The sequence below is a fragment of the Mycobacterium sp. E183 genome (genome assembly GCF_001667735.1).
In the GTDB taxonomy this organism is placed as follows: Bacteria; Actinomycetota; Actinomycetes; order Mycobacteriales; family Mycobacteriaceae; genus Mycobacterium.
Map to the genome: position 1 here is coordinate 1 of NZ_LZJN01000091.1, position 21,108 is coordinate 21,108.

Here is a 21,108-nt window from a genome sequence, read left to right on the forward strand (position 1 = left end):
CCCATGGCAGTCCAAACGGTATTGGAACGAAACGCAGGAAGCCGCGGAGGACCTGCACTACAACCCGGTGCATCCCCTGCTCGGGCAACCGGTGAGCGGCGCGGTGCACCCCACCTGGGAAGCGGAGTTGAGCACCGCGATGTTGCCCTTCCTCGGGGATCACCGGGTTGAGGGCAGTGTCCTGGTACCCGGGGCGGTATTCATCGAAATGGCCCTCGCGGCCGGCGAACAAACGTATGGGTCAGCTCACCACAGCGTCGAGAACCTGACGCTGAGACGGGCTCTCGTTCTTGACGACACGTGTGACCCCATACTCAGGACGACCCTCGATCAGGACACCGGCGCCCTGGAGTTCACCGCTTTCACTGCTACCGCGGGCGGGGACCTGAAGTGGACGCTGACGGCGACGGCGCAACTCAACATACTTCCGAGATCGCCCGGACGCTGCGACAGCCCCACCGGCGCGGGCGAGTCGACAACGATCGACGGCGACGAGTTCTACGCGCGTACCCGAGCCGTGGGACTGAGCTATGGCGAAGCGTTCCAGACAATCACCGGGGCGACGGCCGGAGACGGTTGGGCGACAGCCCGGATGACCATTCCGGAAGCGCTCGCCGACGAAGTCGACCGGTACCGATTTCATCCGGCCCTCATCGACGGCGCCTTCCAGACCCTGCTCGGCGCGCCGCTTTTCGGGGGCGAGGCGAACGAAAGTCCCTACCTTCCCGTGCGGATCCGGCAAAGCGCCATATACGGCTCTGCCGGCCCAAGCATGTCCGTCCACGTGCGTGTCGTGTCGGCGACCGCCGATGAGATCGAAAGCGACATCACCGTCACAGGGGCCGACGGGCGGCCGCTCGCTGTCTTCAACGGCTTCACCGTGCAGTCACTCGCCGCGTCGTCGCACATCTCGCCCGAGCGCGTGGACAGGGGACTCTACGAGGTTCAGTGGGTCGCGCATTCCGGCGTCCACGATGAACGCGAGAACTCGATCGCCGCCGAGGGCATGTCCTGGCTCGTCTTCGTCGACGCGGCGGGCGTGGGCTCAGCGCTTGCGGAACAGATGCGCCGCAGGGGCCAGCACGTTCGCCTTGTCGAACACCGACCCGTCGAAGCGCTCACCGAAATCGACGGCGGATATGCGGTGAACCCGAGACAGCCGCGTCAGCTACATCAGCTGCTCGAAACCCACCTCGCCGCAGAGGGCAACCTCGCGGGCATCGTCGACTGCTGGCCGTTGGATATGCCCGCACATCCGGATGGCGAACCGGCGCACAACGGTGTCCCGGCCGAAACGGTCGATAGCATCGGCGTTTTCACGGTCATGCACGTCGTGAAAGCCCTCGCGGAGCGGGACACCGTCCAGCCGCGCCTGTACTTGATCACCGCGAACGCGCAACCGGCGCCGGGGACCGAGACGATCGCGGTCGAACAAGCGGTCATCTGGGGACTCGGCCGCGTCGTGGGCCACCAGGAATTGGTCAAACAATGGGGCGGGCTGGTCGACATCGACGCCGCCGACGATCACGTCGCGACTGCCGCGCGCATCTGCGACCACGTTCTCGATGACGACGCCGAAGATCAGATCGCCATCCGCGGCCACACCACGTTCGTCCCGCGCCTGCGCCCGGCCAGCAGCCTCTCGAAAGCCTTCCCGACCAGACTCGCACCCGATGCCAGCTACGTCGTCACGGGCGGAGCGGGAGCCCTCGGACGCGTCGTCGCGACGTACCTTGCCGAGCGGGGCGCGCGGCATATCGCCCTGCTGAGCCGAAGCGAACTCCCGCCAAGGAGCCGCTGGCCGTTGCTGTCCCACGACCACAAGCACCGGTCAACCGTCGAAGCGATCCGGCAGATCGAGCGCCTCGGCGCGCGAGTGACGACGGCCAGCGTGGACATCACCGACGCCGACCAGGTGCGGGCGTGGCTGGGTGACCACATCCGAGACGAGGGCCGGCCGGTTCGTGGAATCGTCCACGCCGCGGGTTCAGTCCACGACCAACTGTTGGTCAACATGACCGAAGCGGATTTCACCAAGGTGATGGCGCCCAAAGTCGCGGGTACTCGCGTGTTGCACAACGCTTTCAAGGAACAGCACCTCGACTTCTTTGTGATGTTCGGGTCCGCCGGGTCGGTCATCGCCTCACCCGGTCAGGGAAACTACGCCGCCGCCAACGCATTCCTCGACGCCTTCGCGCATCATCGACGGGCCGAGGGATTGCCGGCCACCACGATCGGTTGGGGTCCGTGGTCGGTCGGCATGGTCGAAGAGCTCAAGCTCGAAAAGATCTACGCCCAGCGGGGAATCGAGCTGATCACCCCCGCGGCGGGCGCCCGGATCCTGGATCGGCTCATCAATCAGCAGGTACCCAACGTCATCGCCATCACCGCCGATTGGACGCTGGCCCGTCGCGTCGGCCTGGTCGGGCAGTTGCCGCCGATGTTCTCCGAACTGGGCGCGGCCGAAGCCTCGCCGGCCGAAGCCGAGGGCGAGACATCCGTCCTGGATTCCCTCGCGGCATGCCCGGAAGCCGACAGGCTCGACATGGTCGCCCGCCTGGTTCGACAAATCGGCTCCGCGGTCTTCGACCTCACCCCGGCCGATATCGGGCCCGACGACGCCCTCGACGACCTCGGCCTGGACTCGATGATGGCAATGGATTTCAGGGCCCGGATCCACGCGATGTTCGCCGTCGAACTGCCGGTGCTGGAACTGCTCAGGGGCGTAAGCGTCAACGAACTGGCCGTTCGCATACTTGGCCGGCTTCAACTGGGAGGCGCAGACGCATCCCCGGTCAGCGACCCGCGTCCGGAGCGCATCGCGGCCGACGAGGTCGACCGCTTGGTAGAGCAGTTCTCTCAGGACGAACTTCGGGCACTGCTGGTCGACCTCGAAACGCAGGCCGACCAACAGGACCCGGGAGGAACGCACGCGTGAACGCTCCCGGGCGGGCACGGTCGGCGCGACACGAGCAGCCGGCCGAGAAGGCCGAGCCGATCGCGGTCAAGCACGCGGAACAGCCCCGCGCGGTGCACGTTCGAGGCTTGTCGAAGGCCTACGGGCACCGGCCCGCGGTGCGCGACGTGGATCTCGACGTCGGCTACGGCGAGATCTTCGCCATCCTGGGGCCCAACGGCGCGGGAAAGTCAACGACGATCGAAATCCTGGAGGGCCATCGACAGCGAGATGCCGGAGACGTGCGGGTGTTGGGCGAAGATCCCGGAACCGCCGGCCGCTGCTGGCGCGCCAAGATCGGCATCGTGCTGCAAGAAGTCAGCGACGCGGGGATGCTGACCGTCGCGGAAACCGTTCAGATGCTGACGAAATGCTATGGGAGGGCACGGGTTCCGGGGGAGACACTCGAACTCGTCGGGCTGACCTCGGTTGCCCACGCCCGGGTGAGGACGCTGTCAGGTGGGCAGCGCCGTCGTTTGGACGTCGCCCTCGGCATCATCGGCATGCCCGAATTGCTCTTCCTGGACGAACCGACGACCGGCTTCGATCCGGATGCCCGGCGACGATTCTGGGACCTCATCAGATTACTGGCGAGCGATGGCACGACCATCCTGTTGACCACCCACTACCTGGAGGAGGCCGCCGCCCTGGCGGACCGGGTCGCAGTCCTGGCCGACGGCAGGGTGGTGGCGGTCGACTCACCGGCAAGACTGACCGAGTACGTCAGCTCCGCCGCTACGGTCCGGTGGGTGGAGGCAGGCCGCGTCCACGTGGAGGAGACGGATCGCCCGACCGACCTGATCAGGCAGCGGTCGAAGGACGGGGCTGAATTGGCTCAGCTGACGGTCTCCCGGCCGACGCTCGAAGACGCTTATCTGCGGTTGATCGGCGAGGCGTGATGGGCATCGACCAAGCGCAGGGTTCGTCACCGCAGCGCCACCGCACGCTCGAGGCGCCGCTCCCCGGTCCGCTCCGCATCGGGGTGTCGCGCATCGTGCCCGAGCTGAAAATGTTCTACCGCCGGCCGGAGCAGTTGGTCCTCACGTTTTCGATGCCTGCCGTGATCGGCATTCTGTTGGGTTCGATCTTTTCGACGAAGATGCCGCACAGCGACACCAGCACCGGTGCCGTGCTCGCTGCGAGCATCCTCGCTTACGGAATCCTGTCCACGTCCTTCATCAATCTCGGTATCAGCGTTGCCGCCGACCGGGAGAGCGGCGCGCTGAGGCGGCTGCGGGGGACTCCGACGACCGCGTCGTCGTATTTCGTCGGAAAGATCGCCCTGGTTGCCGTCGCCAGCCTGGCCGAGGCCGTCGTGCTGTTGTCGGTGGGTGTGCTGGTCTTCAAACTCCATCTACCAACCGATGCTTTTGGGTGGTTCACCCTGACGTGGGTGTTCCTGATGGGCATCATCAGCTGCTCGTTACTGGGCATTTTCGTGAGTAATTTTGCGAGCACCGCGGTTTCGGCGGCTGTCCTGACCAACGGCCCCGGGGTCGCCTTGCAGTTCGTGTCGGGCACCTATGTTCCGCTCGTCGCGTTGCCGGCGTGGATGTTGACCCTCGGCTCTGTGTTCCCGGTGAAGTGGATGGCCCAGGGTTTCCGGTCGGTGCTCTTGCCGTCGAACATGGCCGCCTTCGAACCGGCCGGCAGCTGGGAACACTGGCCGACGTTCTTCGTATTGACCGCATGGAGCGTGGGCGGGCTGATCGCCTGCCTGACGGTTTTCCGGTGGTCGGACAAAAAATAGGCCAATGGCCATACGTTGACTCCTGTACGTATGGTGCTTAGGACCCACACGACAGGAGAATCACAGTGGCAGAACGGTTGGCCGGGAAGGTCGCGCTGATCAGCGGTGGCGCGCGGGGGATGGGGGCCTCGCACGTGCGGACGCTGGTGGCCGAGGGAGCCAAGGTGGTGTTCGGTGACATCCTCGACGACGAGGGCAAGGCGGTCGCGGCCGAGGTCGGGGACGCCGCCCGCTATCTGCACCTGGACGTGACGAAACCCGAGGACTGGGACGCCGCGGTGGCCACCGCCCTGAGCGAGTTCGGCCATCTCGACGTGCTCGTCAACAACGCGGGCATCATCAACATCGGCACGTTCGAGGACTACGCGCTCTCGGAGTGGCAGCGCATCCTCGACATCAACCTGACGGGCGTCTTCCTGGGCATCCGCGCCGTGGTGAGACCCATGAAGGAAGCCGGACGGGGGTCGATCATCAACATCTCCTCCATCGAGGGGATCGCCGGCACGATCGCCTGCCACGGTTACACCGCAACAAAATTCGCCGTCCGGGGCTTGACCAAATCGGCGGCACTCGAGTTGGGGCCCAGTGGGATTCGGGTGAACTCGATCCATCCCGGGCTCATCAAGACGCCGATGACCGAGTGGGTCCCCGAAGACATCTTCCAGACCGCATTGGGCCGGATCGCCCAGCCCGAGGAGGTCTCCAGTCTGGTGGTCTACCTGGCCAGCGACGAGTCGAGCTACTCGACCGGCTCGGAGTTCGTCGTCGACGGCGGCACCACCGCCGGCCTGGGCCACAAGGACTTCTCCGCGGTGGACACCGGCGGGCAACCGGACTGGGTTACCTGACGGGAGCGAGGATTTCGGCCTCCTCGGGTGCCTTCTCTGTGCTCGGCTTGGGCCACGGCGACGGCACCGGGCGTTGCCGCACCCGTTGCGGCCACCAGAACCACTTGCCCAGCAACGCGGCGATCGACGGCGTCATCAGCGACCGGACGATCAGGGTGTCGAACAGCAGACCCAATCCGATGGTGGTACCGACCTGACCGATGACAGTCAGCTCACTGACCGCCATCGTCATCATCGTGAAGGCGAACACCAGTCCCGCCGAGGTGACGACCGAACCCGTGCCGCCCATCGACCGGATGATTCCGGTGTTCAGGCCGGCGTAGATCTCCTCCTTGAACCGCGCCACCAACAGCAGGTTGTAGTCCGCGCCCACGGCAAGCAGGATGATGACCGACATGGCGAGCACCATCCAGTGCAGCTCGATGCCGATGAGGTGCTGCCAGATCAACACCGACAGGCCGAACGACGCCCCCAGCGAGAGCAGGACGGTGCCCACGATGACGGCCGACGCCACCACGCCCCGCGTGATGAGCAGCATGATGATGAAAATCAAGCACAGGGACGAGATTCCGGCGATCAGCAAGTCATAGGTGTTGCCGTCACTGAGATCTTTGTAGATCGACGCGGTGCCCGCGAGATAGATCTTCGAGCCCTCCAGCGGCGTGCCCTTGAGCGCTTCGTAGGCGGCCTTCTTGATGGCGCCGATGTGCGAAATGCCTTCCTGCGACATCGGATCGCCGTCATGGCTGATGATGAAGCGCACTGCATGGCCGTCGGGGGAGATGAAGTTCTTCATCCCCTTCTTGAACTCGGCGTTGTTGAAGGTCTCCGGCGGCAGGTAGAACGAGTCGTCGTTCTTGGACGCGTCGAACGCTTTACCCATCGCGTTGGAGTTCTTCTGCGCCTCGTTCTGCTGATCCTGCAGACCCTTCTGGGTCGAATACATGGTCAGCATCGTCGTTTTCATGGCCTTCATGTTTTCGATCATCGAAGGCATCAGCGCCACCATCTGGGGCATCAGCGTGTCCAGATGGTCCATGATCGGCAGCAGGCTCTCGATGTCATCGGTCATGATGTCGATGCCGTCCAGGCCGTCGAAGACCGAGCGGAGCGACCAGCAGACCGGGATGTCGTAGCAGTGCCGTTCCCAGTAGAGGTAGCTGCGGATCGGCCGGAAGAAGTCCTCGAAATCGGCCATATGCTGGCGCAATTCGTTGATGTCGATGGTCATGTCGTGCATCTTCTTGACCATCTGATGCATGTCGTTGGCCATCTGCGCGGTGATGCTCGACATCTTTTCCATGCTGTCGATGGTCGTCTGCATCATGTCGGCCTGGTGCAGCATGTCGGCCATCTGATCTTCCTGGTACTTCTGGTTCATCTGCTGGGTGACGCCCTGCATGCTGATCTGGAACGGGATCGAGGTGTGCTCGATCGGCGTGCCTTGCGGCCGGGTGATGGCTTGCACGCGGCCGATTCCGGGCACCCGGAAAACCGTCTTGGCGATCTTGTCGATCACCAGGAAGTCCGCGGAGTTGCGCAGATCGTGGTCGCTTTCGATCATCAGCACTTCGGGATTCATCCGCGCCTGGGAGAAGTGCCGATCCGCGGCCGCGTAACCCTCGTTGGCGGGCAGGTCGGCCGGCAGGTAGTTGCGGTCGTTGTAGTTGGTGCGGTACCCGGGGAGGGTGAGCAAGCCGATGAGGGCGATCCCTATCGTCACCACCAGGATCGGTCCCGGCCACCGAACCACGAGCGCGCCGATCTTGCGCCACCCGCGAATGCGTTGTGTCCGTCTGGGTTCCAGCGTCCTGCGGAAGCGGGTGGCCACCGAGATCACCGCGGGCCCGAGCGTGAGCGCCGCCGCCACGACGACCACCATGCCGATGGCCAGCGGGATGCCCAGCGTCTGGAAATAGGGCAGGTTGGTGAAGTGCAGGCAGAAGGTCGCGCCGGCGATGGTCAGACCCGAGCCGAGCACCACGTGTGCGGTGCCTTTGTACATCGTGTAGTACGCGTCTTCGCGTGACTCGCCGACCGCGCGGGCTTCCTGATATCGGCCGATCAAGAAGATCGCGTAGTCGGTGGCGGCCGCGATCGCCAACGTGACCAACAGGTTGGTGGCGAAGGTCGAGAGCCCAATGATCTTGTAGTAGCCCAGAAAAGCGACCATCCCGCGGGCGGCCGAAAGTTCGAACACGACCATCACCAGCGTGAGCAACACGGTGACCACCGACCGGTAGACCAGGAGCAGCATCCCGATGATGACCGTGAACGTGGCCGCGGTGATGAGCTGCAGGCTGCGGTCACCTGCCGTGTGCTGATCCGCCGACAGCGCGGCGGGCCCGGTGACGTACGCCTTAACTCCGTGCGGCGGGGGCAGGCTCTTGACGATGTTCTGGACGGACTCGACCGATTCGTTGGCCAGGGCTTCGCCCTGGTTGCCGGCCAGATACACCTGGACGTAGGCCGCCTTGCCGTCGTTGCTCTGGGCGCCCGCCCCGGTCAGGGGATCGCTCCACATGTCCTGCACGTGCTCGACGTGTTTGGTGTCCGCATCGAGCTTTTTGACCATTTGGTCGTAGTAGGCGTGGGCGTCGGCGCCGAGGGGATTCTGTCCCTCGAGCACGATCATCACCGAGCTGTTGGACTTGTACTCGTTGAAGATTGCGCCCATGCGCTTGGTCGCGACGACCGACTGCGCGTCGTCGGGAGTCATCTCCACCGAGCGCATCTTCCCGACCTCATCCAGCTGAGGAACGACGACATTGAGCACCGCGATGAGCGCGATCCAGCCGATGATGATGGGAACCGCGAAGGTTCGGATGATCCGCGGGATTCTTTCCCGTACCGGTTCGTCGGCCACGGGAATGGTGTCGGTGCGGGCGTCATCGAAGTGTGCGCTCATGCGGATTTCACCAAGCAGAAGGTCAGGGCGTGCACGCCGTTGGTTTGGTTCTCGGCCTTGACTTCGTCGTCGATGGTGATGCGACAGCCCAACGAATTGCCGTCGCTTTGGGCCGAGAGGTTCGGGAAGACCGATGGGGCAGTCGTGCTGAGCACCAGCGTCCACGGCAAGGGCGCACCGTCGACCCGCTTCGGGTCGGCAGACAAATCCAAATAGTTCACGTTGGCCGTGCTGGCCGTGCCGAAGACCTCGTACTTGACGACCTTCGGCTTGAACGGCTTGGAATCGTCCAGCCGTGGGCTCGTCATGATGCCCGTGTCGTGGGCTCCGAAGAACGACTTGACCCGCGCCACCGCGAAGCCACCGATGACCAGGACCGCGACGATCAGCAGCGGCAACCATGTGTTGCGCATAACCTTCGAGATCTGCACCTAGGGAATTCCCTTCCTCGTCATCCGATCGTGACGTGGTCAGTCATGCGCGACGGCTTACGGTGCGCCGCAACGGTTTCGGCGGTCGCCTCGGTCCGTACAGGTTCGATGGTCAGAGGTAGCGGTCTCACGAGAACGCCGGTCGTCGCCCCCAGTGCGACACGCGCCGTGCGACGCGGAGGCGTTCCCGAGTACCGCAGAACAGAGCATAGTACATACTGTGCATTTGTTGCACACCATGCAACGATTGCGGTCGGTGTTTCAGGTCACTTCGTGAAGATGCTGTTGACCAGCGCGGCCGCTCGCTCGACATGGGGCATCGGCGTGTCGTCGGCGTCGCCCTCGCCCCTCGACCACCGCTCGATGCCGGAGCGCACCGCCGTCAGCGCCAGCGCGGCGATCAGCGCGACGATTTCGTCGTCGGGTTGCATGCCCTGGCGGCGGGCGACGATGTCGGTCAGGTGAGTTTGAAACCGTTCCAGGTCGGCGAGGAACGCGGCCAGCACCGCCGGCGAGGTTTTGGCGAGTTCGAGCATGTGTGCTGCGTGTTCGCGGCGTGGGGGCACGTCGCGAAGATGGTGGGCGGCCAGCGTGATCAGCTCCGCCAGCACCTCCGAGTACGGGGCAGGGCCGGCGGCGACGAAATCCGCTACCAGTTCGGGGGGTATGTCGGACGGCCCGTAGGCGATCGCCGATTCTTTGTTGGGGAAGTAGTTGAAGAAGGTGCGCGTCGAGATGCCGGCTTCGGCGCAGATCTCGTCGATGGTGACCTTGTCGTAGCCGCGTTCCACCGTGAGGCGCACCGCGGCGTCGCGGATGTCCGCGCTCGTTTGGCGGCGACGGCGCTCGCGTAGACCCATCTGATTGACGACCACGGCGTCCATAGTTGCACATTCTGCACACTTTGCAGTCAAAAAGTGACGGCATTCGCCGTCCAGGCGTCTGCCGGCATCCCGTTCGCCTGCGCTGCGCTGGGCGGAAAGTGTTCGCGCACAAGCGGGTCGGCCGCTGCGCGCGCGGTTTATGCCGCGGATGGGGCGAGCGCGTCGCGAAGGTGATCGCACTGGCTCGCGAAGAATTTCACCGACACGGGCGCGTTATCCACAATCTGGTCGAAGGCGTGAAACGCGCCGGGAGCGATCTCCTCGTGCACGGGGACGCCCGCCTCCCGCAGGCGCCGCGCGTACTGCCGGCACTCCTCGTAGAAGAGGTCCAACGTTCCGACCCCGATCCACGCCGGCGGCAGTCCGGAGAGATCGTCCCGCCGCGACGGGGCGGCCTCTTTGGCGTCGGCGCCGCCGAGATACCAGCGCCACGCCAGTTGGTTGTCGGTCTCGGTCCACATGATGCGCCTCTGACCGCTGCGTTCGGCGCCGGTCCGATCGTCGAGCATGGGATACACCAGCATCTGGAAGGCGAGTTTGACGTCACCGCGGTCGTGAGCCCGTTGCGCCACCGCGGCCGCGAAGAGCCCGCCGGCGCTGGCCCCGCCGACGGCGAGCCGATCGGGGTCCACCCATGGTTGGCGTGCGAGCCACCGCAGCGCCGCGTAGCAGTCCTCGACCGGGATCGGGTACGGATGTTCGGGTGCCACGCGATGTTCCACCGCCGCGATCGCGACACCGGTGCGGTTCGACAGCTTGCGCAGGAACTTGTCGTCCTGGGCGGCGCGACCCATGATGGTCCCGCCGCCGTGGACCCACAACATGGCCGGGGCGCGGCCGGGAAGATCGACCGGACGATGCAGACGAACCGTGACGTGCTCGTCGACCGTCGCTTCCGGCACGTCCCGCAACCGGCCGGCCGTTCCGAAAAAGTTCATGATCGTCCGCTGGACTTTGAGCCCGCGCTGGAGCGCATACCCACGCGGAAGGAACCGGGCAACCTTGCGCAGACCCGGATCCACCGCCTGCGATGAGGTAAAGGCGTTGCCGGGGAACCGTTTTGCCATCGAAGCCCTCTGTTTCTTCCGCTCGCGGACACGCCGACCATACCGGATCGGCATGGCGTCCCGAGGCGTTCTTCACCGCGCTGACCAGGGATTCTTGCCGGTCGCTGATTGGTCGAGCCTGGGGCAGGGTATCCGCTGTCGTGGCTTCGACCCTTACCAAGATCATCAGCGTCCTGGATCCGCGCACCGGTGACACCGTCACCCAGGTGCCGATCACCGAGCCGGCCGACTGTGATGAAGCGGTCAGGCGTGCGGCGGCCGCCGCCGGCGACTGGGCCCGCACGTCGCCGGCCGAACGCGCCGCCGCCGTGGCGGCCGCAGCGGGCGACCTACGGGCCGCGGCTGACGAACTCGCCGAACTGAACGAGCGAGAGACCGGCAAGCTGAGCGGCGACGCGCGTGGCGGCGTGAACGCGGGCATCGACACGCTCCTTCAGTACGCCCAACTCGGACCGTTGCACCGCGGCAGCGCCCTGCAGGGCGGCTGGTCCGCAACCGATTTGATGGTGCCCCAGCCGCGCGGCGTCGTTGCGGTGATCACGCCGTGGAACGATCCCGTGGCGGTGGCGGCCGGACTGCTCGGAGCGGCCCTGGTTACCGGGAACACTGTGGTGCACAAGCCCAGCGAGCGCTGCCCGCAGACGGGCCGGCGCTTCGCCGAGCTGCTGGCGGCGCGGTTGCCCGACGGTGTCCTCGAAATCGTGGACGGTGACGGCACCGTCGGGGAACGGTTGGCGGCCGCGGAGCTGGTCGATGTCGTCGCGCACGTCGGCAGCAGTGCGACGGGCCGAGAGATCGCGCGGGCCTGCGCCGAGCGGGGCGCGAAGGCCCTGCTGGAGAACGGCGGAAACGATCCGTTGATCGTCGACGCCGACGTGGATCCGGCGTGGGCGGCGGGGCAGGCGGCGCTCGGTGCCTTCGCGAATGCCGGACAGATCTGCGTCTCGGTGGAGCGGGTCTATGTCGTGCAATCGATCGCCGACGCATTCCTCAACGCGTTGATCGACGAGGCGATCGCGTGGGCCGACCGCATCGGACCGCTGGTCGACGAGCGCCATCGCGAGCACGTGCACACGCATGTCGAGGAGGCCACCCGCGCCGGGGCCCACGTTCTGGTCGGCGGCGAGCCGCGACCCGGGCCGGGTTCGTTCTACCCGCCGACGGTGTTGACCGACTGCACGCCCGACATGCTCATCATGCGCGAGGAAACGTTCGGTCCCATCGCGCCGGTACGGGTGGTGCCCGACTTCGCCACGGCACTGGCCGAAGCCGCCGACGACCGATACGGCTTGGCCGCCACCGTGCTCACCGGCGGCATGGCGCACGCCCAGGAGGCGTGGCGCAAGCTTCCCGTGGGGACCGTCAAGATCAACGACGTCTTCGGCGGTGCGCCGGGCGGCGCCTCCGAACCCCGCCGTGCCAGCGGCGCGGGCTTCGGCTTCGGGCCCGAACTACTCGACGAGATGACCGCCATGAAGGTGGTGCACTGGTCGGCGCCCGGCGGCTGACCGGCCGATGGGCTGGGCGTCGATGTCAGTCTCGCCGCCCCGGTCGCGGCGGTAGCCGCGGCTCCTTGCTGAGCTTTGTCGGCAACGCTGGACTCCGACCCGGCGGCGAGCACACCGATCAAGCTGCGCCGGTTAGCATCGGATGTCCGGACGTCGAAGTGGAGGGTGAGGCGTGGCTGCGGTACCCGTCATCGCCCTCACTGGTCATCTCGGGGCCGGCAAGACGACGTTGCTCAACCACCTGTTACGCCATCCTCGCACGCGAATAGGTGTGGTGGTCAACGACTTCGGCGACATCAACATCGACGCCGCCTTGGTCGCCGGCCAGGTCGACGAGCCAGCGTCGATCGCCGGAGGATGCATCTGTTGCCTGCCCGACGGCGGTGGGCTCGACGACGCACTCATCAAGCTCGCCAACCCGGCTCGGCGCCTCGATGCCATCGTCGTCGAGGCCAGCGGTCTGGCCGACCCAGTGGCTATCGCGCGGATCATCGGCTTCAGTGAGATCCGCGGGGTTCGCCCGGGCGGGCTTGTCGACGTCGTCGACGCAGTGAACCACTTCGACACCGTCGACTGCGGCGCCCTGCCGCCGGTGCGCTACGGTGCGGCGTCGCTGATCGTCGTCAACAAGATCGACCAGGTGCCCGAGGGCGAGCGGGCGGCCATGGTGCAACGCGTCACACAGCGTGCCGCGCAACGTAACCCGCGCATACATGTCGTGGCGACGACGGGTGGCCGGATAGCCCCGGAGCTACTCTTCGACGCGTCCGCCACGTCCGGCCGGGTTGGGCAGCTCTCGTTCCTGGATCTGGCGCCCGAGCATGACCATGACCACGTCCATGCCGACGCCGTCGCCGTCTGCAGCTCCGGATGCGTCGACCCCAATGCCCTGTTCGACCTTCTCGAAGATCCGCCGCCGCGGGTGTTCAGGCTGAAAGGGATCGTGGCGGTGCGCCACCGCGCGACCGTTCATGGCTATGTCGTCAATCTGGTAGGTAGCGCAATCCACATCGGGCCTGCGCCGCGGGGGGCCGTGGCCAATCGTCTTGTGGCGATCGGAATGGATCTCGACGTCGATGCTGTCCGTGCGCGGGTCGACAGCGCGCTGCAGCCGGCCCCGGGGCGGGCGTCGGCGCAGGCCCTGCGGCGGCTCGACCGCTATCGGCGCCTGAGTGCGTGAGAAACGATCCGGCTGAATTCGCTCGAGATCGTGGCCTGCGCGCGGCGGTTAAGTCGTGAATAACCCTGCGCTGCAGCAATATTCGTCACAGTGACGTATTGCCGGCGACGGACCTGGGGGACGGGGGATAGGGTCCGGGGCCCGCTTCCGGGCAGGTAGCAGCCCGACGGCCGCGTCGTCACGGCGTGGCTCGTCGGATTCTCGGTGTCACACTGTGCCGGAGTCGGGTGTGACCAACGTCAAGCGGCAATAGTGACCCAGTTCATAGCCCGAGCGCCACTAATTAGGCCATCCTTACCATTCGTTTGCATATCTAATGGCTGGGAGCGCGATGGCCGACCTCGACTTTGGCTACGACCTGACCCTCGACGAGGCGCGTAGACGCAGCGCGATGCTCGAAGCGACGGGTGACGACTGGGACCCTGTCGCCGTGCTTGAAGAGGAAGAAAAGGCATACGAAATGCTGTACTCGAATCTCGATGAGGAGCAGCAGCGGGTCTACGACGCGTTGGTCCGCGCCGGCGTGTTGCCTGAACGGACGACTGCTCGTGCTACCGATTGATCCGACGGCCGACCGTGGCCGGCGTGCATGGTTGCCGTGTCCGCGCTGCGATCACCGCGCCAGATGTGGCGATTGTCGAAGCACCCGCAACTGCGATACGCACTGGCAGTACCTCCTGAGTAACAGGGGCACGCTGGTGCATCTGCAGTGCTCGGATTGCGGCCATCTCTGGTCGACCGACACGCATCGCAGCGCGGCCCCCACGCGCTGGCGACACAATTCGAACTGACCTCCCGGCCAGGGCTCTGGGGTGGGACGGGGTAATTCGTCACGGTGACGCATTGGTGAGGTCCTTGGCGGGGAAGCGGAGATCGGCGGGCGTCGCTTGTTGGCGTGCGAAGCCGGTCGCCGAATGTTCGTGCCATCGAGCGTGCACCCATGGCGGCGCTTGTCGGCGTGTCGCCGCCGTGAGCGCACGCTCGAAGCCCTGACCGCACACTCGATGCCGCGGGGTGCGCCGCCGGCTGTCGACGTCTCACCGGTGAGCGGTTCGTGGGCCAGATCTCGCGAAGGCGGCCCATTTCTGAAAACCGCCTCGCAGGCTTCGTGCCGGTAAGTGACGCAATACCGCTGAGCCGCATAGACTTTCGTCACGGTGACGTTTTGGGGTTGGGTAGGCGGAAAGCCGGATCGGGGGTGCCGGCCACTTAATTGCCACTTAACTGCCGCATCCCAACGCTCATTTGGGTGTGCGCCTATGGTGGGCGCCGATCGGGCGTGTCGCCGCCGTGGGCGCACACTCGATGCCCTGAACGCACACTCGATGACGCGGGCGAGGGTACCGGCGCACGGTTGGCGCGATAGCCGGCTCGACCGGGTAATTGCAAGTCGGGGCTCGCGAAGGCGGCTCTCGTCTGCGACCGGGCTATACCCGTTGTGCCGATAAGCGACATTATGTCAAGTTACGCCTGGGATTCGTTATCCTCTCCTGTATCAGCTCATTTCGCGGTTAGTGGATCGAGGCGTCGACAACTTTCCCGACGTTTGTCGACGCTCTCCGACCGCTCGGTTGTCGAAGCTTAAGAAATCTTCTTCGCGATATGCTCTGCGATCTGCGCACCCCGGTCGCCGACATTGTCGGCGCAGGCGCTTACATCGATCACCACGTTGTTGGAAGCCGTCAACGCGCGTTGGCACGCCCAAACTCCTCCACCGTCTTCTTGGACCCTCGTTATCGTCAAGACGCCCTCCTCGGCGCGGGCCTTACTCAGCGTCCAGTAGTGCGCCGTGGGGTCTCCCGGGTCGTGGAGATCGACGCGCCGGTCATCGCAGTTCGCCCAGCCCGTGACCTGGCTGGCGTAGAAGTCATGGGCGGCCAAGCCTCCCGGGAACGACACCACCGCCTGGTATGCCACATGATCGGCGTTGTCGCGTCGGTCCTTCAGCTTCTGCACGCGCACAGCCGTCCAGCCGCTGCCTTGGTACGAGTAATCCTGTGCCTCGGCCCAGACCAAACATCCATCAGCGAGAGGCTGATTCGTGTACATGGTGTCGCCGGTGTCGACCACCTCCATGTGGGCGGCCATGATCGAGCCAATTTCGGTCGGGCTGAGCAGCAATCCGGACAGGGCACCGGGTGGCAGCGGTTGAGGAGCATGACCCATGGTCGGAGCCGCTACCACTGTCCCGCTGACGGTCACCGTGCACCCGGCTGTCAGCGCGGACAGCGCCACAATTGCGAGCGCATGGCTGCCTGTCGGCGCGCTCATTCCCCTCGTTCTTCGCATCGTCCCCCTAGCCGCCAAACTGATCAGTCGTCACCAAGTGCGAAGCCACTCCCTGTGCTTCTGGGTCATCGCCTGAATCGACATTGTGCCCACGCTATCGTGGCTGCTGTCATTTGGTTAGCCGGTCGCCCGGACCTCCTGGACGGACGGCCGTGGCGCACAGTCGATCCCAAGTCGTCGCTGGACGGGCCGGTAACGCGCCGAGGCGAGGATGCTCAACGCGGGCAGGTTGCTCTAAACGTGAAATCACTGAGCTTGGTGTAATCGTGAAGCTGTTTGATCTTGCCAGTCACGGTGTAATTGTCACCGTCTCGCGTCAGCGTTGGTGGCGGTGCTCCTCCGGTCGATGTCGGCTCCCAGAAGTAGGCGATACCACCGGCGCTGAAGTCCAAAGTTTCAAGCTTGCCGCCCGCGGCATCGACGGTGACACCTTCACCGGACTGCGTTTTGGCCGTGACGATCACCGCGCCGCCCATATCGCGGCATTGGACGTCATGCAGCGGGAGAGCTTTGCCGGCCAACGTCAATGAGTCGCTATGTGTCGCAGAGGCATCGGTTGACGTGGTGGTTGACTTCACCGAGGCAGCCGTTACCGATGGATGGCTGCAGGCCGTTGTTGGGATGCTAGCGACAAGGAGCAGAATCGCGGCTGTAGCTCCACTGGAGGACGTTGATCTGGGCAATGGCGAGTTGTCCTCTGCAGGATTGACAAGTGAACTGCGCACCGAGATTCGGCACTGAAAAAGAATCCGGCCGGTGCCTCGGCGGCTGCCGTCGCACATGCCAATCGTATCCAAACACCCCCTGCTAACTTGCGGCGACAGCAGGCTGCGCCAGACTGGAGGGCTCGCAGTAAAGCTACGCGTACTGCCCTGCCGTCAACGGTTCTCGCTCATCAGTCACGGCCAATCATTCCTCGACGGGATGTGGTGGTCATCGCGCACACTAGGACTCGTATCCGACGCCGTGGAGGACCGATACCGGAATGAACCCGGTGGCCGAATTCGACTTCATCATCGTGGGAGCAGGCAGCGCCGGCTGCCTGCTTGCCAATCGACTCAGCGCCAACCCTGATCGCCGTGTCCTCCTGATAGAGGCCGGCGGCCAAGACGACTGGTTCTGGATCAAGGTGCCGGTGGGCTACCTGTACACCATCGCCAATCCCCGCACCGACTGGTGCTTTACGACCGAGCCCGACCCTGGCCTGGCCGGCCGCAGCATTCACTACGCACGCGGCCGCGTGATCGGCGGTTGCTCGTCGATCAACGCGATGATCCACATGCGCGGACAGGCAAGTGACTACGAGCTCTGGGCACAGGCCACCGGTGACGAGCGCTGGCTCTGGGGTGGCCCGGACAGTCCCGGCGAGACACTGGCGATCTACAGGGAGTTGGAAAACTACTACGGCGGAGCCGACGACTGGCACGGCGCCGGTGGTGAGATCCGCGTCGAGCTACCGCGGGTGCGCTGGAAGATCCTGGACGCCTGGCAGGCCGCCGCCGCCCAGGTGGGCATCTCCCCGATCGATGAATTCAACCAGGGCGACAACGCCGGCTGTGCGTACTTTCACGTCAACCAACGGCGCGGCCGTCGCTGGTCGATGGCCGATGCCTTCTTGCATCCCATCGCCCACCGGCCGAATCTCACCGTCTACACGCAGACCCAGGCCTTGCGGCTTCTGATGGAAGATCAGGTCCTCGAGGATCAGCGCCGGGGCGCCTGGACCACGGCCCGGCACCGCATCGCCGGTGTGCGGTTGCTCAAAGGCGGCCACATTGTCGACGTCCGAGCCCGGAACGAGGTGATCCTGAGCGCCGGAGCGATTGGCTCGCCGCATCTGATGCAGGTCTCGGGTCTCGGCCCGGCCGGCCTGCTCGCCCAGCATCAAGTGCCGGTGGCCGTCGATCTGCCAGGAGTGGGCGAAAACCTCCAAGACCACTTGCAGCTTCGAACGATCTACCGGGTCCAGGGCGCCCCGACCGTCAACACCCTGTACAGGAACTGGATCACCCGTGCGGGCATGGGGCTTCAATACCTGCTGTTGCGGTCGGGGCCGATGACGATGCCGCCTTCCACCCTGGGGGCTTTCGCCAAGAGCGACCCCGCGCTGGGAAGTGCCGATCTGGAGTGGCATGTGCAGCCCTTGTCGTTGCCGAAGTTCGGCGAACCCCTGCACCCCTTCGGCGCGATCACTCCCTCGGTCTGCAATCTGCGACCCACTTCGCGAGGCCATGTGCGGATGGCCAGTGCAGATCCCCTGACCTATCCGAAGATCTTCTGCAACTACCTGTCGACCGACGTTGATCGTCAAATCGCCGTGCGGGGCCTTCGGATGACCCGGCAGATCATGGCGGCGCCAGCTCTGGCCCGCTACCGCCCGCAGGAGTTGCTTCCCGGCCCGCAGCTGGTGAGCGACGAAGACCTGCAGAATGCGGCCGGTGAACTCGGCACGACTATTTTCCACCCGGTGGGCACCTGCGCGATGGGAGCCTTTGACGCGCACGGTCGGCCACGGGCGCCCGCCGCGGTGCTCGATACCGACTGCCGTGTGTATCGCGTCGCAGGCCTTCGGGTGGTCGATGCCTCGGCTATACCCACCATCATTTCCGGCAACACCAACGCGCCGGTCATGCTCATCGCCGAGCGCGCAGCGCGGGCGATTGTGGGATAAGTCGGCCACTCCAGGGCCGAAGGTCGGCGGACTCGAAGTCGACACCAACGACGTCCTGGCCCCCGATTGCGGCCAGTGGAACCTCGACCATGCGAGTCATCCAAATGGCGGGCCAGGGCGCTCCCCGCAATTCGAGCTAGAGCCCGGACGGGACGACCTTGTCGTTCACCGTCACCGCGACCTGGCCGGTCGTCGGGTTGTACTCGATCTTGCCGTGCTCGAAGGTCGACACCTGCAGGTCGCCCAAGGCGTTCACGTCGCTGGTGGGCGAGCCCAGCGGACCTGCGGAACCGTTAGTGCCGGTGACCGCAGGCGTGCCGTCCGGGCCACGTGGGACATTCCAGGCCTCCCGGATCTTGCCCACGATGATGTACGCGGGTGTGCCCGCCGCGCCGTTCCTGGCGGTGATCGCGCCGCCCTGGAATTGCTGGAACACCACGCCGCTGTCCCGAGTCCCCGCGTTGCGGTCACCCGTCAGCGGCTTGCCGAGTGCCTTCTTCTGATCCTCGGTTGCCGACGAGTACTTGACCGCGATCGGGCCGGTCAGAGTCACCTCGACGTCGCGCTCCCCTATCAGCTTCACCTCGGTGGGCGGCGCCGGGGCTTTCGAGGTGGAGGTGGCGCTCACCCCGACCTGAGGCGGCGCCGACGCGTCGACGCTCTTGCCATTGCTGCAGCCCACAGGGATCAGCGCGACGGCGGCCAGGCCGACGATTGCCGCGTGGCGGTTTGCGATCGTTCTCATAGGCTTCCTTTCGCGTCTTCGTGTGGTGGATCGAGTTGCGGCTGACCTTTTCGCCCGGACGTGCCTTCAAAACCGAATCACTTGACTGCGCAGGCGATCGCCCGAACGAACTTACAACGCCGTCATAGACGGCAAGCCAGAGCACCGAGTAAAGATCCACCGGTGCGCGATGGCCCCGACGTCAGCGCTTGATCACTGTCAACGAGCCATGGTCAAGGTCGCTGGTGACGTAGGCGAAGTGCGTGTTTGGGTCGACCGCGATGGCGAGCGGATTGTTTCCGACGGCAAGGATTCCGGTGGCGATGCGTTTGGTGGTGTCGACCACCGACACGGACCCACCGCTGTAGTTGGCCACGTAAGCGGTGTTCGTCGGGGGGTCCACTGCGACCCCCGCGGGGCGTTGCCCGACAGGCACACTAGCGGTGACGCTCAGGCTGTTGGTGTCGACGAAGGACACCGATGCATCGTCGCCGCTGGCGATATAGGCGGTGTGCGATGCGGTGTCGATGGCGATGCCGGCCGGGTGGACGCGAAGCGCAACGGTACCGATGACAGTTCGGTTCGTGGTATCGACAACCGTCACCGCGGGATCGGCAGTGGTGACAAACAAGCGGTGCGCGGTCCGATCGATGGCTACCCGGCTTGGACCTTTTCCGGTAGGCACCGTCGCGGTCACGGTATGCGTTGTCACGTCGATCACCGACACCGATGCGCTATCACCGTTAGTGACATAGGCGATCCGGGCATCCGGGTCGACCACTACCCCGCCGGGGTGGCTCCCGACACCGATTCTGGCGATGACCGTGCCGTTGGTGGTGTCGATGACCGACACCGAGGAGTCGTCGTAGTTGGTGACGTAGACGGTCCGGGTCGACGGATCCACGGCCACGCCCACCGGGTGGCGTCCTACCGCGATGGTGGCTGTGACCGTACGACTGCCGGTATCGACCAGCGACACGGAGTTGGAACCGGTGTTTGCGACATAGGCGGTGTGTCCGGCGGAGTCGACCGCGACTCCAAACGCGCCATTGCCTACCCGTACCGAGGTGGCGACCGTGGGTGGACCACTCGGCACTGCGATGACCCCCGAACTGGGCGTGCCTCCCCCGCTCGGCGGCGCGGCCGCCGCCGCAGATCCCGTCGTCTGCGAAGATCCCGCCGTTGATGTAGGAGATCCGTGCGTTGAAGTATGTGTGCGCAGAAAGTATAGGCTCGCGGCCCCCAACGCCATGACCACTCCAATCACCGCGGCGGCGACCACCCAAGATCGCTTGGCGCGCTTGCGGTTCCCGGTTATCTCCTGCTGCGGACCGGGGTGCAATGGCTTCCGCCCTTGCCGTGTTGGCTCACTCGGCCATGAGGCCACTCGAGTGGGGACAGTGGCGGTGTGTGACTGCGCGCTCGGGTCCGGACGGCGTAGCGGCACCGTGATCGCATCGCGCGCGGCTCGTGCCATGTCAACCGGGGTGGCGTAGCGCTGGGCAGGGTCTTTGGCCATGCCGGTGGCGATGACCGCGTCGAATGCCGGCGGCGCGCCGGAGTCAGAAGGGCGCGGCGGCGGCGCCGACAGATGCCCTGCCAACTGTTGCTCGATGCTGTCGCCCGGAAACGGGGCGCCTCCCGTCAAGCATTCGTAGAGCACGCAAGCAAGCGCGTAGATGTCCGAGCGTGCATCGGCCTCACCGACTTTGCGTATCTGATCGATTTCGGGATCGCTCGTGTTCTCGGCGAGACCGGTCTGACTGGTACGGACGCGGTGGTGGGCACGCTGCGCTACATGGCACCCGAGCGCTTCAAAGTCGGTGAGGCCGATGCACGCTCGGACATCTACGCGCTTGCTTGCGTGCTCTACGAATGCTTGACGGGAGGCG

General features: G+C 65.3%; 17 protein-coding genes and 1 pseudogene. 10 read left to right on the forward strand and 8 right to left on the reverse strand.

Annotated elements, in window-relative coordinates:
* The 4 genes from A5691_RS09205 to A5691_RS09220 all read left to right on the forward strand — a co-directional run.
* Window positions 1–2,938, forward strand: a 2,938-nt coding sequence (locus A5691_RS09205) for a type I polyketide synthase (RefSeq protein WP_156675677.1), incomplete at its 5' end; no start/stop codon positions are given.
* A 59-nt stretch (window positions 2,939–2,997) separates the two neighbouring features.
* The gene (locus A5691_RS09210) at window positions 2,998–3,855 is read left to right on the forward strand and encodes an ABC transporter ATP-binding protein (protein ID WP_067756418.1); all 858 of its coding nucleotides are present in this window, start codon (window positions 2,998–3,000) and stop codon (window positions 3,853–3,855) included.
* Complete coding sequence (locus A5691_RS09215) at window positions 3,855–4,706, forward strand: ABC transporter permease (protein WP_067756374.1); 852 nt, start codon at window positions 3,855–3,857, stop codon at window positions 4,704–4,706. Before A5691_RS09210 ends, A5691_RS09215 begins: the two co-directional genes overlap by 1 nt.
* Before the next feature lie 65 nt (window positions 4,707–4,771).
* On the forward strand, window positions 4,772–5,554 hold the full coding sequence (locus tag A5691_RS09220) for an SDR family oxidoreductase (RefSeq protein ID WP_067756377.1): 783 nt from the start codon (window positions 4,772–4,774) through the stop codon (window positions 5,552–5,554).
* On the opposite strand, the gene A5691_RS09225 is transcribed toward A5691_RS09220, so the two are convergent.
* From A5691_RS09225 to A5691_RS09240, 4 genes are all read right to left on the reverse strand, one after another.
* Complete coding sequence (locus A5691_RS09225; RefSeq protein WP_067756380.1) at window positions 5,547–8,462, reverse strand: RND family transporter; 2,916 nt, start codon at window positions 8,460–8,462, stop codon at window positions 5,547–5,549. The two genes, A5691_RS09220 and A5691_RS09225, sit on opposite strands and share 8 nt — an antisense overlap.
* Window positions 8,459–8,875, reverse strand: coding sequence for an MmpS family transport accessory protein (locus tag A5691_RS09230; protein WP_067756421.1), 417 nt, complete (start codon window positions 8,873–8,875; stop codon window positions 8,459–8,461). Before A5691_RS09230 ends, A5691_RS09225 begins: the two co-directional genes overlap by 4 nt.
* Before the next feature lie 284 nt (window positions 8,876–9,159).
* Window positions 9,160–9,777, reverse strand: coding sequence for a TetR/AcrR family transcriptional regulator (locus A5691_RS09235; protein WP_067756383.1), 618 nt, complete (start codon window positions 9,775–9,777; stop codon window positions 9,160–9,162).
* A 137-nt stretch (window positions 9,778–9,914) separates the two neighbouring features.
* A complete protein-coding gene (locus A5691_RS09240; protein WP_067756387.1) occupies window positions 9,915–10,844 on the reverse strand; it encodes an alpha/beta hydrolase in 930 nt (309 codons plus the stop codon).
* A gap of 140 nt (window positions 10,845–10,984) precedes the next feature.
* Between A5691_RS09240 and A5691_RS09245 the strand changes: the two genes are divergently transcribed.
* From A5691_RS09245 to A5691_RS09255, 3 genes are all read left to right on the forward strand, one after another.
* Window positions 10,985–12,352: an aldehyde dehydrogenase gene (locus A5691_RS09245; RefSeq protein WP_369827129.1), complete on the forward strand. Its 1,368-nt coding sequence runs from the start codon at window positions 10,985–10,987 to the stop codon at window positions 12,350–12,352.
* Between the two features lie 172 nt (window positions 12,353–12,524).
* Window positions 12,525–13,532: a GTP-binding protein gene (locus A5691_RS09250; RefSeq protein ID WP_068017988.1), complete on the forward strand. Its 1,008-nt coding sequence runs from the start codon at window positions 12,525–12,527 to the stop codon at window positions 13,530–13,532.
* Between the two features lie 331 nt (window positions 13,533–13,863).
* Complete coding sequence (locus tag A5691_RS09255; RefSeq protein WP_231975456.1) at window positions 13,864–14,094, forward strand: DUF6400 family protein; 231 nt, start codon at window positions 13,864–13,866, stop codon at window positions 14,092–14,094.
* Window positions 14,095–15,113: 1,019 nt separating this feature from the next.
* On the opposite strand, the gene A5691_RS09260 is transcribed toward A5691_RS09255, so the two are convergent.
* Window positions 15,114–15,803 (reverse strand): sensor domain-containing protein, encoded by a 690-nt coding sequence (locus A5691_RS09260; protein ID WP_067756394.1) that lies wholly within the window; start codon window positions 15,801–15,803, stop codon window positions 15,114–15,116.
* Window positions 15,804–16,036: 233 nt separating this feature from the next.
* Window positions 16,037–16,399 carry a lipoprotein LpqH gene (locus A5691_RS28315; RefSeq protein ID WP_197505006.1) on the reverse strand — a complete coding sequence of 121 codons (363 nt, stop codon included), beginning with the start codon at window positions 16,397–16,399 and terminating at the stop codon, window positions 16,037–16,039.
* Between the two features lie 407 nt (window positions 16,400–16,806).
* Between A5691_RS28315 and A5691_RS09270 the strand changes: the two genes are divergently transcribed.
* Entirely contained in the window at window positions 16,807–18,492 is a 1,686-nt protein-coding gene (locus tag A5691_RS09270) for a GMC family oxidoreductase (protein WP_067756400.1), read from the forward strand.
* A 7-nt stretch (window positions 18,493–18,499) separates the two neighbouring features.
* A pseudogene (locus A5691_RS28585) lies at window positions 18,500–18,601 on the forward strand (twin-arginine translocation pathway); the annotation flags it as partial.
* A gap of 27 nt (window positions 18,602–18,628) precedes the next feature.
* Here the strand turns inward: A5691_RS28585 and A5691_RS09275 are convergent.
* Together A5691_RS09275 and A5691_RS28320 are read right to left on the reverse strand one after the other, a co-directional pair.
* Entirely contained in the window at window positions 18,629–19,237 is a 609-nt protein-coding gene (locus A5691_RS09275; RefSeq protein WP_067889556.1) for an LGFP repeat-containing protein, read from the reverse strand.
* A gap of 181 nt (window positions 19,238–19,418) precedes the next feature.
* Window positions 19,419–20,735 carry a YncE family protein gene (locus A5691_RS28320; RefSeq protein ID WP_369827132.1) on the reverse strand — a complete coding sequence of 439 codons (1,317 nt, stop codon included), beginning with the start codon at window positions 20,733–20,735 and terminating at the stop codon, window positions 19,419–19,421.
* A gap of 87 nt (window positions 20,736–20,822) precedes the next feature.
* On the opposite strand from A5691_RS28320, the gene A5691_RS27220 reads away from it, so the two are divergent.
* On the forward strand, window positions 20,823–21,108 hold a 286-nt coding region (locus A5691_RS27220; RefSeq protein ID WP_304442286.1), incomplete at its 3' end, for a protein kinase.